The organism is Streptomyces sp. NPDC048434 (genome assembly GCF_043200375.1).
Taxonomy (GTDB): domain Bacteria; phylum Actinomycetota; class Actinomycetes; order Streptomycetales; family Streptomycetaceae; genus Streptomyces.
Genome location: NZ_JBICXQ010000001.1, coordinates 466442 through 481439, shown reverse-complemented (window position 1 = coordinate 481439; position 14998 = coordinate 466442). Strand labels below are relative to the sequence as shown.

Genomic DNA, 14998 nt, shown 5'->3' with positions numbered 1-14998 from the left:
GGCTGAGACACGACACCGGCGGAGAGCGCCGTGCGCGACGACGCCTGCCGGCCGGCGGGTCCCACGCCCTCAGGCCACCGACCCGATCCGCCCCACCGGCCGGGCCGTGTCGTGGTGGATGGGGGTGTGTGCGCCGGTCAGCGGTACGCCGGTGCCGCCGCGGCGGTTGGCGACGATCTCGGCGGCGATGGACAGCGCGGTCTCCTCCGGGGTGTGGGCGCCGAGGTCGAGGCCGATGGGCGAGCGCAGCCGGTTGAGTTCGAGTTCGGTCAGGCCGGTGTCGCGCAGCCGCCGCAGGCGGTCCAGGTGGGTGCGGCGCGAGCCCATCGCGCCGACGTAGGCGACCGGGAGCTTGAGCGCCCGCTCCAGCAGCGGTACGTCGAATTTGGCGTCGTGGGTCAGCACGCACAGCACCGTGCGGGAGTCCAGGTCCTGGGAGTCCAGGTAGCGGTGCGGCCAGTCGACGACGATCTCGTCGGCGTCCGGGAAGCGGGTGCGGGTGGCGAAGACGGGGCGGGCGTCGCAGACCGTGACGTGGTAGTTGAGGAACTTGCCGACCTTGACCAGCGCGGAGGCGAAGTCGATGGCGCCGAAGACGATCATGCGGGGCGCGGGGACGGAGGATTCCACGAGGAGGAGGACGGGCTGGCCGCACTGCGCCCCGCTCGGCTGTGCGGCGCCTTCGCCGGTGGCGTCGTCCTCGGGTGCCGGGCCCGCGCCGATCTCGATCGTCGTGGTGCGCCCGGCGTCCAGCAGGGCACGGGTCTGCGCGATCGCGGTGCGGTCGAGGGCGGGGTGGCCGCCGAGGGTGCCGGTGTGGCTGCCGTCGGGGCGGACCACCAGGGCGCGGCCGAGAAGTTCTGCGGGGCCGTCGATGATCCGGGCGACCGCCGCCGCCTCCCCCGTGGCGGCGGCGGCCAGCCCGGCGGTGAGCGTGTCGGCGGTACCGTCCGCCGGCTCCCCCGGCGCTCCGCCGCCTGCCGGGCGCCGGACGGCCGTCCGTATCGGCTGCACGAGGATGTCGATGATGCCGCCGCAGGTCAGGCCCACGGCGAAGGCATCCTCGTCGCTGTAGCCGAAGCGCTCCAGGACCGGCTCACCGGTCTGCAGCGCCTCCTGGCACAGCTCGTACACCGCCCCCTCCACACATCCGCCGGAGACCGACCCGATCGCCGTGCCGTCACTGTCGACGGCCAGGGCGGCGCCGGGCCGGCGGGGCGCGCTGCCATGGGTGGCCACCACGGTGGCCACCGCGAAGTCGCGGCCCTGCCCGACCCACCGGTGCAGCTCTTCGGCGATGTCCAGCATGTCGGTCTCCTTACGGACGGATGGGGAGGGCGGGCGGTTACTTGACGCCCAGCCACTGCTCGATCGGATGGAGCGAGAAGTAGAGGACGAAAATCGCGGTCAGCACCCACATGAAGCCGCCGACCTCGCGCCATTTGCCCTGTGCCGCCTTAATGGCAACGTAGGCGATGACGCCGGCGCCCACACCTGCGGTGATGCTGTAGGTGAAGGGCATCATGACCACGGTCAGGAAGACCGGGATGGACACCGAGCGGTCGCGCCAGTCCACGTGGCCGGCGGCGCTCATCATCATCGAGCCGATGACGACGAGGGCTGCCGAGGCCACCTGGGCCGGTACGAGCTGGGTGACCGGGGTGAAGAACAGGCAGGCCGCGAAGAACAGGCCGGTGACGACGGACGACAGACCGGTGCGTGCACCCTCGCCGACGCCGCTCGCCGATTCGATGAACACGGTCTGTCCGGAGGCGCCGGCCAGACCGCCGAGAGCACCGCCCGCGCCGTCCACGAACAGCGCCTTGGACAGGCCCGGCATCCGGCCCTTGTCATCGGCCAGCTTGGCCTCCGTGCCGACGCCGATGATGGTGGCCATGGCGTCGAAGAAGCCGGCCAGTACCAGGGTGAAGACGATCATGCCGACGCTGAGCGCGCCGATGGAGCCCCAGCCGCCGAACTCGACATGGCCGAAGAGGCCGAAGTCGGGCATCGCGACCGCGCCGCCGCTCAGCTCGGGGGGCGTACCGCCCCAGTCCTTGGCCGTCAGGCCGCCGATCCTGGTCACGGCGATGGAGAGCACGCTGCCGGCCACGATGCCGAAGAGGATCGCGCCGGGTATCTTGCGGGCCTGCAGCATGAAGATCAGCAGCAGGGTCACGCAGAAGAACAGGACCGGCCAGCCGGACAGCTGTCCGTTGAGACCGAGGGTGACGGGGCCGCCCTCGCCCTTGCCCACGAAGCCGGCCTTCACCAGGCCCAGCAGGGCGACGAACATACCGATGCCCATGGTGATCGCGTGCTTGAGCGCCAGCGGGATGGCGTTCATGATCATCTCGCGGAGGCCGGTGACCACCAGCAGACAGATGACCACGCCGTAGATCACACACATGCCCATGGCCTGCGGCCAGGTCATGTTCGGGACCACCTGTGCGGTCAGGGCGGCGGAGACGTTGAGGCCGGCCGCCAGGGCCAGCGGTACCTTGCCGATGAAGCCCATCAGCAGCGTGGAGACCGCCGCGGCCAGCGCGGTCGCGGTGACCACGCCCGCATGCGCGAGGGTGTTCTTCTCCACGTCCGGGGTCGAGAGGATCAGCGGGTTGAGCAGGAGGATGTAGCACATCGCCATGAAGGTGGTGATGCCGCCGCGCACCTCTTGCGCGAGCGTCGATCCTCTGTCGGAGATGTGGAAGTACCGGTCGAGCCAGGACCGGCCGGCGGGCTGGCGCGAGCCGTCGCCCGCCTCTTCCGCCGTGGTCCTCGGCTCGGTGGACTGCTGGGTCATGGTGCCTTACTCCCAAGGTTCAAAGGGGCACTCGCCTCGAGTGCGAGATTTGGGATGGAACTTCGGCTGCACGACCCGGGGGACGGCCCGAGACGAACGATGGGGTACTGGCTCCGCCGGGGCGGAGCAGCGACTGCGTGGTGCGGCGTGGGACTCCGGGCGGTGCGCGGAGGAGGACGGACAGGGACACCCCTGACACGCACCGCCCGGAGACCGGTGTCCGGGGTCGTCCCGGACGGCTCTCTATGTGCCGGTGAGGTGCTCGGGACGTACCGGCGTCTTGTTGAGCTCCAGCCCGGTCGCGTTCCGGATCGCCGCGAGGACGGCCGGGGTGGACGACAGGGTGGGGGCCTCGCCGACGCCGCGCAGCCCGTACGGGGCGTGCTCGTCGGCGAGTTCGAGCACATCGACCGGGATGGTCGGGGTGTCGAGAATCGTGGGGATGAGGTAGTCCGTGAAGGACGGGTTGCGCACCTTCGCGGTCTTGGGATCGACGATGATCTCCTCCATGACCGCCACGCCCAGGCCCTGGGTGGTGCCTCCCTGGATCTGGCCGACGACGGACAGCGGGTTGAGCGCCTTTCCGACGTCCTGGGCGACGGCCAGCTCGATGACCTTCACCAGGCCGAGTTCGGTGTCCACCTCGACGACCGCGCGGTGCGCCGCGAAGGAGTACTGGACGTGACCGTTGCCCTGGCCGGTGTGCAGGTCGAAGGGCTCGGTCGGGCGGTGCCGCCACTCCAGCTCCAGGTCGACCGCCTCACCCTCCAGGACGTCCGCCAGGTTGGCGAGGACCTCGCCGCCGTCGGTGACGACCTTGCCGCCCTCCAGCAGGAGTTCGGCGGTCGCCCACGCCGGGTGGTACGTACCGAACTTGCGCCGGCCGAGGTCGAGGACCTGCTCCCGGACGTGCTCACAGGTGTTCTTGACCGCGCCGCCGGTGACATAGGTCTGGCGGGAGGCGGACGTCGACCCCGCGGAGCCGACCTGGGTGTCGGCCGGCTGGATGGTGACCTGCTGGACCCCCAGTTCCGTACGGGCGATCTGGGCATGGACGGTGACACCGCCCTGGCCGACCTCCGCCATCGCGGTGTGGACCGTGGCGACCGGCTCGCCGCCGACGACCTCCATCCGCACCCGGGCGGTGGAGTAGTCGTCGAAGCCCTCGGAGAAGCCGACGTTCTTGATGCCGACGGCGTAGCCGATGCCGCGGACCACGCCCTCGCCGTGGCTGGTGTTGGACAGTCCGCCCGGCAGCGCACGGACATCGGCGCCCTCACCGGCCGCCAGCCACTGCTGCTCCGGGGGGAGCGGCATCGCCTTGACGCGCCGGAGGAGTTCGGCGACCGGGGCCGGCGAGTCGACCGGCTGGCCGGTGGGCATGAGCGTGCCCTGTTCCATGGCGTTGAGCTGCCGGAACTCGACCGGGTCCAGGCCCAGCTTCTTGGCGACCTTGTCCATCTGCGCCTCGTAGGCGAAGCACGCCTGGACCGCGCCGAAGCCACGCATCGCGCCGCAGGGCGGGTTGTTGGAGTAGAGCGCGATGGCTTCGATGTCGACGTCCTCGACCACGTACGGGCCGACGGCGAGCGAGGAGGCGTTGCCGACGACGGCCGGGGAGGCGGACGCATAGGCGCCGCCGTCCAGCACGATGCGGCACTTGAGGTGCGTGAGCTTGCCGTCCTTGGTGGCGCCGTGCTCGTACCAGAGCTTCGCCGGGTGCCGGTGGACGTGTCCGAAGAAGGACTCGAACCGGTTGTAGACGATCTTTACGGGCTTGCCGGTGCGCAGCGCCAGGAGACAGGCGTGGATCTGCATCGACAGGTCCTCGCGGCCGCCGAACGCGCCGCCGACGCCGGAGAGCGTCATCCGCACCTTCTCCTCGGGCAGGCCGAGGACCGGGGCGATCTGGCGGAGGTCGGAGTGCAGCCACTGGGTGGCGACGTACAGATCGACGCCGCCGTCCTCGCCGGGCACCGCGAGGCCGGACTCCGGGCCGAGGAAGGCCTGGTCCTGCATGCCGAAGACGTACTCGCCGGAGACGATGACATCGGCCTTCTTGGCGGCCTCGTCGGCGTTGCCGCGGACGATCGGCTGGCGGTGGACGATGTTCGGGTGCGGGACATGGCCCACGTGGTGGTCGTCGCGGTTCTCGTGGATCAGCGGGGCGCCCTCGGCGGTGGCGGAGGCCTCGTCGGTGACGACCGGCAGCTCGGCGTAGTCGATCTTGATCTTGGCGGCGGCGCGGCGCGCGGTCTCCGGGTGGTCGGCGGCGACCAGCGCCACCGGCTCCCCGTGGTGGCGTACCTTGCCGTGCGCGAGAACCGGCGTGTCCTGGATCTCCAGGCCGTAGTTCTTCACGTCGGTGGGCAGGTCGTCGTAGGTCAGGACGGCATAGACACCGGGGGTGGCCAGCGCCTCGGCCGTGTCGATCGACCTGATCTCGGCATGCGCGGTGGTACTGCGCAGGGTGAAGCCCCACAGCATGTCCTCGTGCCACATGTCCGAGGAGTAGGCGAACTCGCCGGTCACCTTGAGGGTGCCGTCGGGCCGCAGGGTGGATTCACCGATCCCGGCCTTGGTCTTGCCGCCCTGTGTGAGGTCGGTGGGGGTACGGCCCGGAGCGGTGGCGACTCGTGGTGTGGGTGTGTCGGCCATGATGATCAGACCCCCTGTCCGGCGCTGTGGTGCTCGCCGCGGGCGGCCGCGAGCCGGACCGCGTCGAGGATCTTCTCGTAGCCCGTGCAGCGGCACAGGTTGCCCGACAGCGCCTCCCGGATATCGGCGTCCGACGGGGAGTCGTTGCGCTCCAGCAGTTCGTCGGCGGCGACCAGCAGGCCCGGGGTGCAAAAACCGCACTGGACCGCACCGGCATCGATGAACGCCTGCTGGATCGGGGAGAGTTCAGCCGCCCCGCCGGTCTGCGAGTCGGCGGGCCCGGCCTGCCACCGCTTGGCCTCGTCGAGGCCGGTGCCGCAGGCGCCGGAGGCGCAGCCGCCCTTCTCGGCGCGCTGCTTGGCGAAGTCCGCCAGGCCCTCGACGGTCACCACGTCGCGGCCCTCGACCTGCCCCGCTGCGACCAGACAGGAACAGACCGGCACCCCGTCCAGACGGACCGTGCAGGAACCGCATTCGCCCTGTTCACAGGCGTTCTTGGAGCCCGGCAGACCCATCCGCTCACGGAGGACGTACAGCAGGCTCTCGCCTTCCCAGACGTCGTCGGCCTCCTGCTGACGGCCGTTGACGGTGAATGTCACGCGCACTGTGCGCCTCCCTTTGTGCCGTGGGCGTTGCCGCGGTAGGACTCCCAGGTCCAGCCGAGGGTGCGGCGCGCCATGATGCCGACCGCGTGCCGGCGGTACTTGGCGCTGCCGCGTACGTCGTCGATCGGGTTGCAGGCGCCGGAGGCGAGCTGCGCGAACTGTTTGGCGACGGACGGCGGAATGCGGCTGCCCGACTCCCAGAAGCCGCCCTCGTCCAGCGCTGCGGCGAGGAAGTCCTCGGCCTCGCGGGCCCGTACGGGGGTGGGTGCGGCGGAGCCGATGCCGGTGCGCACCGTGCGGGTGTCGGGGTGCAGCGCGATACCGAACGCACAGACCGCGATCACCATGGCGTTGCGGGTGCCGACCTTGGAGAACTGCTGCGGGCCGTCCGCCTTGGGCAGATGCACCGAGCGGATCAGCTCGTCGGGCTCCACCGCATTGCGCTTGACGCCGGTGTAGAAGTCGTCGATCGGGATCATCCGGCGGCCGCGCACGGATTCCACCTCGACCTCACAGCCGGCGGCGAGCAGCGCGGGGTGCGCATCGCCGGCCGGGGAGGCGGTGCCGAGGTTGCCGCCGACGCCACCGCGGTTGCGGATCTGCGGGGAGGCCACGGTGTGCGAGGCCAGTGCCAGACCCGGGAGTTCGGCCCGTAGATTCTCCATGATCGCGGTGTACGGGACGGAGGCTCCCAGGCGCACGGTCTTCTCTCCGACCTCCCACTCGCTCAGGTCACCGATGCGGTTCAGGTCGAGAAGGTACGCGGGGCGGCGATGATCGAAGTTGATCTCGACCATCACGTCCGTGCCGCCCGCGATGGGCACAGCGGTAGGGTGCTCGGCCTTGGCGGCGAGCGCCTCCTCCCAGCTGGCGGGGCGAAGGAAGTCCATGGTTGGCCTCTTCTAGGAATTCTACGAAATCGGTCGTTCGCTGCTCATGGTGAGGATGCTGCGCTGGCATCGCCATGGAGCCGTTCATGTCTCGTTCATGCGGATGCGCTCAGTGAACGCGCCCGGGACCCGCCCGGTGCAGTCACCGAAACCATGAAGCGGTTGGCTGGCCAAGCCACCTGTCTTGTAGATTCGAACGAAAGACGAGGCGCTGAAACCTCGCGGCATTCCACCGGCAACACCAGACAGCAAAGAACGGCGGGCGAGGTCATGCGGCTCCGCGCACTCCTGGATACCCCCACCCTGGGCCTTCGGCTGCTCGGGGGCGAGGACGAGCTGGACCGCACGGTACGCGGCGTGATGACCACCGACCTGCGCGACCCCAGCCGCTACCTCTCCGGCGGCGAGCTGGTGCTGACGGGGCTGGCGTGGCGCCGTGAACCGGACGACTCCGAGCGGTTCGTGCGCATCCTGGCCACCGCCGGGGTCGCCGGGCTCGCGGCGGGCGAGGCGGAGCTGGGCTCGGTCCCCGACGACCTCGTCGAGGCCTGTGTCCGGCACCGGCTGCCGCTGTTCTCCGTCGTCGAGGACGTCTCGTTCGCCTCCATCACCGAGCATGTCGTGCGCCAGGTCTCCAGCGAGCGGGCCGGCGATCTGGCCGCCGTGGTGGACCGCCACCGGCGGCTGATGACGTCGGGCCCCACGGGCGGCGGCCCGGAGGTGGTCCTGGACCTGCTCGGCTCCGACCTGGACCTGCGGGCCTGGGTGCTCTCCCCCACCGGCCGGCAGATCGCGGGCTCGACGCTGGCGGACTCCGGGCCCGAGCTGTCCGGTGAACTGGCCGCCCGGCTCGCGGGCGAGCATCTGGCGGCGGCCCGTACGGGCCGCCGGGGCCCGCACCGGGTCACCCTGGACGGCTCCGCCTTCTCCCTCTTCCCGATCCGCCACGAGGGCCGTGATCTGCGCCAGACGCTGCTGAGCGACTGGCTGCTGGCCGTCGAGGCGGACGCCGGCGACTGGCCCGAGGAGCGCCTCGACCTGCTGCACGGGGTCACCCAGCTGATTGCCGTGGAACGCGACCGGCGCGATGCGGCCCGTACGGTCCGCCGCCGGCTCGCCCAGGAGGTGCTGGAGCTCGTCCAGACCGGCGCACCGCCCGCCGAGATCGCGGCCCGGCTGCGGGTGGCGGCCCCGGTGCTGCTGCCCGGACTGGGCGCCGCACCGCACTGGCAGATCGTGGTGGCCAGGGTCGAGTGGGAGGACGGCGACGTCCCCGGTGGCCCGGTGGCGCAGAGCCTGCTGGAGGAGATGCTGGTCGACCCCGGCACCTTCGGCCCGGAGCCCTCCGACCGCATCGCCGTGGCGCACACCGGCGACGAGGCGGTGGCGCTGGTGCCGCTGCCCGTCCCGGACGAGCCCGGAGACGCCTCGACGACCGGTCTGCACGCCGATGAGCTGCTCTCCGTCGTCCGGGAGCCGCTCGGCCGCGGTCTGTCGGACGACGGGCGGCTGACGGTCGGGGTGAGCGCCGCGGTCCACTCGGCCGAGGGGCTGCGCGGCGCCCTGGAGGAGGCCCGGCACGCCCGCAGGGTCGCCGCGGCCCGCCCTGGCCGGGTCTGCGCCGCCGGGCACGAGGAGCTGGCCTCGCACGTCCTGCTGCTGCCCTTCGTGCCGGACGACGTCCGCCGGGCCTTCACCGCCCGCCTCCTGGACCCGCTGCGCGACTACGACCGCAAGCACCGCGCCGAGCTGATCCCCACCCTGGAGGCGTTTTTGGACTGCGACGGCTCCTGGACCCGCTGCGCCAGCCGCCTCCACCTGCACGTCAACACCCTCCGCTACCGGGTGGGCCGGATCGAGCAGCTCACCGGCCGCGATCTGTCCCGCCTGGAGGACAAGCTCGACTTCTTCCTGGCGCTGCGGATGAGCTGACGGCGGCCGCGCGCCACGGATCCCGTCGCCCGGCGGCGGGGCCGGCGTCCGGCGCCCCCAGCTCCCCCGGCCCCGTCGGTTCGGCCCCGGCGGGGCCCGATTACGCCATTCGGGGTAACTCGATCGGGCGGCATCGCACTCGACGCCGTCCGGCCCCCGGACGGCCGCCGGACGGCCGCACGGTGCCGCGATGCGGCCGATCAGGCCCTCGCCCGCCCTCCGGACCACCCACCAGGGATTGTGAATTCATTCACTCACCCCCTTGGCCGCACGACGGAATTCGTGCTGAGATTCGCCCACGGCTTCCATTTCCAGCTCAATGGCGCGCTCGGGGAGGGCAATGTGGCGGATACCGCCATGTCAGAATCCGCGGATTCCGCGGATCCGGTCAGTTCTGTGTTTCCGGTACCGATCCCGGTACCGGCACCCGCATCCGCACCTGAAGCAGGCGCAGTCGGCACGGTCGAGGGGGACGATCCCCTCGACCGTGCCGTTTGGCGACTGCGTTCCCGCGGCTGCTGGGACGATGCGGCCGCCCTGCTGGAACCGCACTCCGTCCATCACGCGCCGTCCGCACTGCGTCGCGCCGCGCTGCTGGTCGAGCGGTGCATGTTCACGGCCACCGGCTGGGCCGCGGCCGAGGATGCGCTGCGCGCCGCCGAGGCGCTGGCGGCCGACGACGACGAGCGGGGCGGCGCGGCCTGCGAGCGCGGCCATCTCGCGTACGCCGCCACGGTCTTGAGCGTCCGTGACCGGGCCGACGAGGCGCGTTCGGCGCTCGGCCGGGCCGCCGCGCTGCTGGCGCCCGCAGCGGCCGGCCGGCCGCTGCTGGACTTCCGCCGCGGGCTGATGGCCGAGCATGTCGCCGACAGCCCGGACGCGGCGCGGGCCGCCTACCGCCGCGCACACGCCGGCGCCACCGCGCACGGCGACACCCTGCTGCTGTCCTTCACCTGGCGGCATCTGGCCGGGCTTGCGCTGCGCGACGGGGAAGTGGCGGAGGCCCGGCACGGTTTCGCCGAGTCGCTGCGGATCCGCGAGGAACTGGGCTTCCTGGTCGGCACCGCGCCGGCCCTCGTGGCGCTGGCCGACGCCGCCCCGGACGCCGACGCGGACCGGCTGCGCGCCGAGGCGGCCCGGCTCTTCCGCCTCATGGGCGGCGTTCCCACGTGGCTCGCCGACCATCTGTCCACCGGCGTCACGGCGACCTAGGGATGTGTCCGTAATGATCACGGGCGGGGGGGGGGCCCCCCCCCCCCCCGGCGGGGGGGGGGGGGGCCCCGGGGGGGGGGGGCCCCCCCCCCCCGCCCGGCCCCCGCCCCCCCGCCCCCGGCGCCCCCCCCCCCCCCCCCCGCGGGGGGGCGCCCCCCCCCCCGCCCGTTCGCTGTCGGCCCCGCCCACTCGTTCTCTCCCCGTCAACCCCCCAACATCAGCCATGCCGATTCCTTCGACGATTGGCCGAATCTGGACGGTCCCCGCGGCGGATCGGCCGGGGTGTGACGGTTGCGGCCCCGGCCGGCCGCCGACGCGCCGGGCGAACCCTGAGGTGGGACTATGGGCCGGAGGCCCCGGGGCAGCGGCGTCTCTCGACGCCCCATAGGCCCCGAGAATGGCCGCAAGTCGCACTGTGAGGCGGCGGCGGGGTATGGATGCTGGTCCGGGACCAGCTGGCCCCACCCACTGGCACAGCCTTTCAGGAGGCCACATGACAGCAGGAGTGACCAACACAACCGCTGCAACAGACTGGGGCAAGGCAGATTTCGAGGCGATTTACAACTGCCCGGATCCCCGTCGGTACTTCACCACACTGCACCCCCTGGACTACGAGATTCCGCACCACGGCCAAGCGGTGTTCCGTGCCGTGGCCGAGACGCTGCAGCGGCACCGCAGCGACCGTCCACCGCTGAACGTCGTCGATCTGTGCTGCTCGTACGGGGTCAACGCCGCACTGCTCAACCACCGGCTGTCCCTCTCCGATCTCTACGGCCGCTATGCCGTGAACGGCCGGGCGCTCCCGCCCACCGACCAACTCACCGATGAGGACCGCTCGTTCTTCGCCAGTCGGCGGCATGCCGAACCCTTCCGGGTGACCGGCATCGACTCGGCGGACCGTGCGGTCGGCTACGCCCGGAAGGTCGGTCTGCTCGACCACGGCTTCGCGGAGAATCTGGAACTCGAGGAGCCGAGCCCGGAGATGCGGAAGGTGCTGGCCGACACCGATCTGATCACCGTCACCGGCGGCGTCGGCTATATCTCCGCGCGTACCTTCGCCCGCCTCTTCGACTGTGTCTCCACACCGCCCTGGGTGGCCGCGTTCGTGCTGCGTGAGGTGTCCTACCGGCCGATCTCCGCCCTGCTGGCCCGGGCCGGCCTGGTGACGGAGAAGCTCACCACCCGTACGTTCCGTCAGCGGCGGTTCGCCGACGGCGACGAGCGGCAGGCGGCGTTCGAGGCGCTGGCCGCCCGCGGCCTGTCCACCGCGAACAAGGAAGCCGACGGCTTCTACCACGCCGATCTCTATCTCTCCCGGCCCGCCGCCGATGTCGCGGCGCTGCCACTGGAGGAGCTGCTACCCGGCTGAGGCGCCGGCCGCCCCGCTCAGTGCGGGTGGCGGGCCACCGAGACGTGCTCACGGGCGATCCGCTCGGCCACCGCGTACTCCTGGGCGACAAGGGCGTCGAGCAGCGCCGTGTGCTCGGAGGCGTCGGCCAGCAGCTCGGCCGTACGCCTCCGGGGCCCGCCGGCCGGCGGCCACTGGGCGCGGCGCAGCAGATCGCCCGTGACCTCGGTGAGCCGGCGGTTGCCGGTGAGCGACATCAGGGCGTCGTGGAAGGCACGGTCCGCCTCGGCGTAACCGACCCGGTCGCCGCGGGCGGCGGCCGCGACGCTCGCCTCGGCGAGCGGGCGCAGCTCCTCCCAGCGCTCGGGGGGCAGCGCCCGGGCCAGCCGGACGACCGCGGGCACCTCCAGCATCGCCCGGACCTCGGCCAGTTCGGCGAGGTCGCGGGAGCTGCGCTCGGCGACCCGGAAGCCGCGGTTGGGCACGACCTCGACGGCGCCTTCGCCCGCGAGCTGCTGCATGGCCTCGCGGACCGGGGTCGCGGAGACGCCGTAGCGCTCGGCGAGTGCGGGCGCGGAGTAGACCTCGCCCGGGGTCAGCTCCCCGCCGACCAGCGCATGGCGCAGCGCGGCCAGCACCTGGCCCCGGACGGAGTGCCGCCGGGGCACGACGGGACCGGCCTGCGCGGGCACCCACGCCCGGGCGCGCGGCTCGTGTTCCGCTGTGCCCTGCTCCATGACGGTTCCTCCTGACGTTTCCAGCACCATAGGCGGCGCGCGCCGCGGTGCAAATCCCGGCGGCCCGTCCGGAAGCCGTACGGGCCGCCGGGACTGGCGCTCAGCGGGTACGGGTAAGCCTTGGGTAAGGTAAGGCTTACCTGCTGACGATCGCGATTCGGTGGTCTCCCGCATGACTCGTGCCCCCGCCGTCCACCCCCACCCCCTCGCCGAGGCCTACGCCCGGCTCTCCGCGGCCTTCCCCGGTCTGCGGGTGACCCTGTGGGACGCGGCCCCGCCCAGCGGCGACGGCTGGGTGTGCGCCGCCGGACTCGCGGCCGGCGGCGAGAGCCTGGATGCCTTCCTCGCCTGGGACGACGCACAGATCGTGCGCGACTACGGACAGCGCGCCCGGCCGGACGTCATCGCGAGCTTCGCGCTGCACCGCTACGCCTGGCCCGCCTGCCTGCTGATCACCATCCCCTGGTTCCTGCACCGCCGGGTCCCGCGGCTGCCGGTGCAGGACGTCTCCTTCCAGCGCGAGCTGGGCCGGATGGCAGTGCGGATCAGCGCCTTCAGCTGCCTTCCGGACGATCCGGCCGCGGCGCTGCCCGGCGCCCGGGTCGTACCGGACGAGGAGGCGCTGCGGACCGAGGTGCGGACGGCGGTGGCCCAGCACCTCAGGCCTGTGCTGGAGGGTTTCCGTCCCCGGATGCGGCGCGGGCCGCGGGCGCTGTGGGGCCTGGCGTCCGACGAGATCGTCGAGGGTCTGTGGTACCTGGGGCATCTGCTGGGCGAGGAACCGCGTGCGGTGGCCGAGCTGGGGCGGCTGCTGCCGGGCGCCACCGCTCCGTACGTGGGAAGCGCGGGGTTCCGCGAACTGACCGGGCCGCGCGGCGAGGCGCTGGCGACCCGGGACCGCGCCGGCTGCTGCATGTTCTACACGCTGCGCCCCGAGGACACCTGCATCACCTGCCCGCGCACCGTCGACGAGGACCGCGTCAAACGCCTCACCGCAACCGCCTGACCCCTGCACCGCCCTTTCGGGTACACCGCCCTTTCGGGTCATCGCATGCGCACGCAACCCGCCCGACCGGGTGCACTCCGCCCGGCCTCCGGGCGGAGTACACAACACCGTTGAGGTCGTCGCTCCGGCGAGCGCCCTGCGTGTACCGCGCCCGGACAGCACACGGCGGGGGCCGCCCCGACGAGGTCAGCCCGCGCGCTGGAACCGGGCCAGGGCGTGCGCCGCCGCGCGGGTCGCCGGATACAGATCCCGGTACAGCGCGTGCAGTTGGTCGTACACATCCCTCGCTGCCGGGTCCGGCGCGCGCTGCTCGCGTACGGGGTTCCAGAGCGCGATGTCCGCCTCCGTGATCTGCTGCGCCGCCAGCCAGGCGGCGCCGTAACAGGCGCCGACGGTGACGGTGGGGATGTCCTGCGGCAGCCCGGTGACATCGGAGACGATCCGGGTCCAGAGCCCGCCCTGTGTGCCGCCACCGACCGCGACCACCCGCTCGATCCCGGCGCCCGCCGCGCGCATCGCCTCGATGTTGTGGCGTACGCCGTGCGCGGTGGCCTCCAGCGCGGCCCGGTACAGATCACCGCGGGTGTGCTCGACGGTGAGACCGGCGATCACTCCGCGTGCGTCGGGGTCGGCGATCGGAGTGCGCTCCCCGGCGAAGTACGGCAGCATCGCGAGGCCGCGTGCGCCGATGCCGCTCCGCGCGGCCTCCGCGAGCAGGTCCGCGTGACCGGGCGAGCCGAACAGCCCGCGCAGCCACTCGGTGACCGCCCCCGAGGTGGCCATACCGCCGGCGAGGGAGCGGGTGGCGGGGAACGCGCCGACGGTGCTCCACAGCTCCGGCACCCGCAACTGCCCGGTGACGGTGGCGACGAGGAACATCGTCGTGCCGTACATGAGCATCAGATCGCCCGGCCGGGTCGCACCGACGCTCACCGCCTCGGTCCACGCATCGATGGTGCCGGTGATGACGGGGGTACCCGGGGTGAGGCCGGTCGCCGCTGCCGCCCCGGCCGTCACCGTCCCCGCCGGGTCGCCGGGCCAGCGCAGCTCGGGGAGTTCCGCGTGCGGCCACACCGCCTCCGCCCAGGGCCGGTACCAGTCCTGGGCCCGGGTGTCGTAGAACGGGACGGACTGGCTGGCCGAGTGGTGGTCGAGAACGTAGGCACCGGTGAGCCGGTGGGCGAGGAAGGACGCGGGCATGAACAGCCGCCGGGCGGCCGTGAACACCTCCGGCTCGTACTCGGCCACCCAGGCCACCTTCGGCCCGACCGCCTGGGTGGACAGTGCGCTGCCGCACCGGTCGAGGACGGCCTCCCGGCCGAACTCCGCCTCCAGACGGGCGATCTGCGCACCGGCCCGGGTGTCCACGCCGTACAGGATCGCCGGGCGCAGCGGCCGGTTCGCGGCGTCGGCCAGGGCGACGCACGGGCCCATGCCGCTGACGCCGACCGCCTCCACCGGCTCGCCGTGGGCCAGGAGTTCCCCGGTGAGGCCGCGGAACTCCGCCCACCACACCTCGGGGCCCATCTCCACGTGTCCGGGCTTCGGGCGGTCGACCGTGTGTCTGCGCACCGCGGTCGCCCGCACCCGGCCCGCGGCGTCCACCAGGACACCCTTGCTGCTGGAGGTACCGATGTCGACGCCGAGAAAGCTCATACCCGGACTTCCCCGCACAGACGGACGCTGACACCCGGCGCGTGAAAGGCGGCCACCTCGGCGACGGGTACGGCATCGGGGGCGGGTGCGGCATCGGGGGCGCCGGGAGCGCAGGCGCGCTGGACGTGGTGGGCCGGTGCCGGGCCCGCCC

The 14998-nt window shown here is 72.5% G+C and carries 11 protein-coding genes; 4 read left to right on the top strand and 7 right to left on the bottom strand.

The window, feature by feature from the left end; all coding sequences use genetic code 11:
- Nucleotides 1-69: 69 nt before the first annotated feature.
- From ACGFWI_RS02170 to ACGFWI_RS02150, 5 genes are all read right to left on the bottom strand, one after another.
- Nucleotides 70-1308 (bottom strand): XdhC family protein, encoded by a 1239-nt coding sequence (locus ACGFWI_RS02170; RefSeq protein ID WP_393903969.1) that lies wholly within the window; start codon nucleotides 1306-1308, stop codon nucleotides 70-72.
- A gap of 37 nt (nucleotides 1309-1345) precedes the next feature.
- Nucleotides 1346-2803 (bottom strand): NCS2 family permease, encoded by a 1458-nt coding sequence (locus ACGFWI_RS02165; RefSeq protein ID WP_393903968.1) that lies wholly within the window; start codon nucleotides 2801-2803, stop codon nucleotides 1346-1348.
- Nucleotides 2804-3046: 243 nt separating this feature from the next.
- Entirely contained in the window at nucleotides 3047-5461 is a 2415-nt protein-coding gene (locus tag ACGFWI_RS02160; protein ID WP_393903967.1) for a xanthine dehydrogenase family protein molybdopterin-binding subunit, read from the bottom strand.
- Nucleotides 5462-5466: 5 nt separating this feature from the next.
- Nucleotides 5467-6066 carry a (2Fe-2S)-binding protein gene (locus ACGFWI_RS02155; RefSeq protein ID WP_393903966.1) on the bottom strand — a complete coding sequence of 200 codons (600 nt, stop codon included), beginning with the start codon at nucleotides 6064-6066 and terminating at the stop codon, nucleotides 5467-5469.
- Complete coding sequence (locus ACGFWI_RS02150) at nucleotides 6057-6956, bottom strand: FAD binding domain-containing protein (protein ID WP_393903965.1); 900 nt, start codon at nucleotides 6954-6956, stop codon at nucleotides 6057-6059. Before ACGFWI_RS02150 ends, ACGFWI_RS02155 begins: the two co-directional genes overlap by 10 nt.
- Nucleotides 6957-7226: 270 nt before the next feature.
- On the opposite strand from ACGFWI_RS02150, the gene ACGFWI_RS02145 reads away from it, so the two are divergent.
- The 3 genes from ACGFWI_RS02145 (at nucleotide 7227) to ACGFWI_RS02135 (ending at nucleotide 11469) form a co-directional block, all read left to right on the top strand.
- The gene (locus tag ACGFWI_RS02145; RefSeq protein WP_393903964.1) at nucleotides 7227-8888 is read left to right on the top strand and encodes a PucR family transcriptional regulator; all 1662 of its coding nucleotides are present in this window, start codon (nucleotides 7227-7229) and stop codon (nucleotides 8886-8888) included.
- Nucleotides 8889-9245: 357 nt separating this feature from the next.
- Nucleotides 9246-10100: a hypothetical protein gene (locus ACGFWI_RS02140; RefSeq protein WP_393904004.1), complete on the top strand. Its 855-nt coding sequence runs from the start codon at nucleotides 9246-9248 to the stop codon at nucleotides 10098-10100.
- Nucleotides 10101-10593: 493 nt separating this feature from the next.
- The gene (locus tag ACGFWI_RS02135) at nucleotides 10594-11469 is read left to right on the top strand and encodes a hypothetical protein (RefSeq protein WP_393903963.1); all 876 of its coding nucleotides are present in this window, start codon (nucleotides 10594-10596) and stop codon (nucleotides 11467-11469) included.
- A 17-nt stretch (nucleotides 11470-11486) separates the two neighbouring features.
- Here the strand turns inward: ACGFWI_RS02135 and ACGFWI_RS02130 are convergent, their stop codons facing one another.
- Nucleotides 11487-12185, bottom strand: coding sequence for a GntR family transcriptional regulator (locus ACGFWI_RS02130; RefSeq protein WP_393903962.1), 699 nt, complete (start codon nucleotides 12183-12185; stop codon nucleotides 11487-11489).
- 172 nt (nucleotides 12186-12357) lie between these two features.
- On the opposite strand from ACGFWI_RS02130, the gene ACGFWI_RS02125 reads away from it, so the two are divergent.
- Nucleotides 12358-13191: a (2Fe-2S)-binding protein gene (locus tag ACGFWI_RS02125; RefSeq protein ID WP_393903961.1), complete on the top strand. Its 834-nt coding sequence runs from the start codon at nucleotides 12358-12360 to the stop codon at nucleotides 13189-13191.
- A gap of 186 nt (nucleotides 13192-13377) precedes the next feature.
- Here the strand turns inward: ACGFWI_RS02125 and ACGFWI_RS02120 are convergent, their stop codons facing one another.
- Nucleotides 13378-14847 (bottom strand): FGGY-family carbohydrate kinase, encoded by a 1470-nt coding sequence (locus tag ACGFWI_RS02120; RefSeq protein ID WP_393903960.1) that lies wholly within the window; start codon nucleotides 14845-14847, stop codon nucleotides 13378-13380.
- Between the last annotated feature and the right edge of the window lie 151 nt (nucleotides 14848-14998).

Excerpts from the sequence above, each read along its gene's own strand:
- ACGFWI_RS02170 (WP_393903969.1), bottom strand. The coding sequence starts at position 1,308 with ATGCTGGACATCGCCGAAGAGCTGCACCGGTGGGTCGGGCAGGGCCGC.
- ACGFWI_RS02165 (WP_393903968.1), bottom strand. The coding sequence starts at position 2,803 with ATGACCCAGCAGTCCACCGAGCCGAGGACCACGGCGGAAGAGGCGGGC.
- ACGFWI_RS02160 (WP_393903967.1), bottom strand. The coding sequence starts at position 5,461 with ATGGCCGACACACCCACACCACGAGTCGCCACCGCTCCGGGCCGTACC.
- ACGFWI_RS02150 (WP_393903965.1), bottom strand. The coding sequence starts at position 6,956 with ATGGACTTCCTTCGCCCCGCCAGCTGGGAGGAGGCGCTCGCCGCCAAG.
- ACGFWI_RS02145 (WP_393903964.1), top strand. The coding sequence starts at position 7,227 with ATGCGGCTCCGCGCACTCCTGGATACCCCCACCCTGGGCCTTCGGCTG.
- ACGFWI_RS02140 (WP_393904004.1), top strand. The coding sequence starts at position 9,246 with ATGTCAGAATCCGCGGATTCCGCGGATCCGGTCAGTTCTGTGTTTCCG.
- ACGFWI_RS02135 (WP_393903963.1), top strand. The coding sequence starts at position 10,594 with ATGACAGCAGGAGTGACCAACACAACCGCTGCAACAGACTGGGGCAAG.
- ACGFWI_RS02130 (WP_393903962.1), bottom strand. The coding sequence starts at position 12,185 with ATGGAGCAGGGCACAGCGGAACACGAGCCGCGCGCCCGGGCGTGGGTG.
- ACGFWI_RS02125 (WP_393903961.1), top strand. The coding sequence starts at position 12,358 with ATGACTCGTGCCCCCGCCGTCCACCCCCACCCCCTCGCCGAGGCCTAC.
- ACGFWI_RS02120 (WP_393903960.1), bottom strand. The coding sequence starts at position 14,847 with ATGAGCTTTCTCGGCGTCGACATCGGTACCTCCAGCAGCAAGGGTGTC.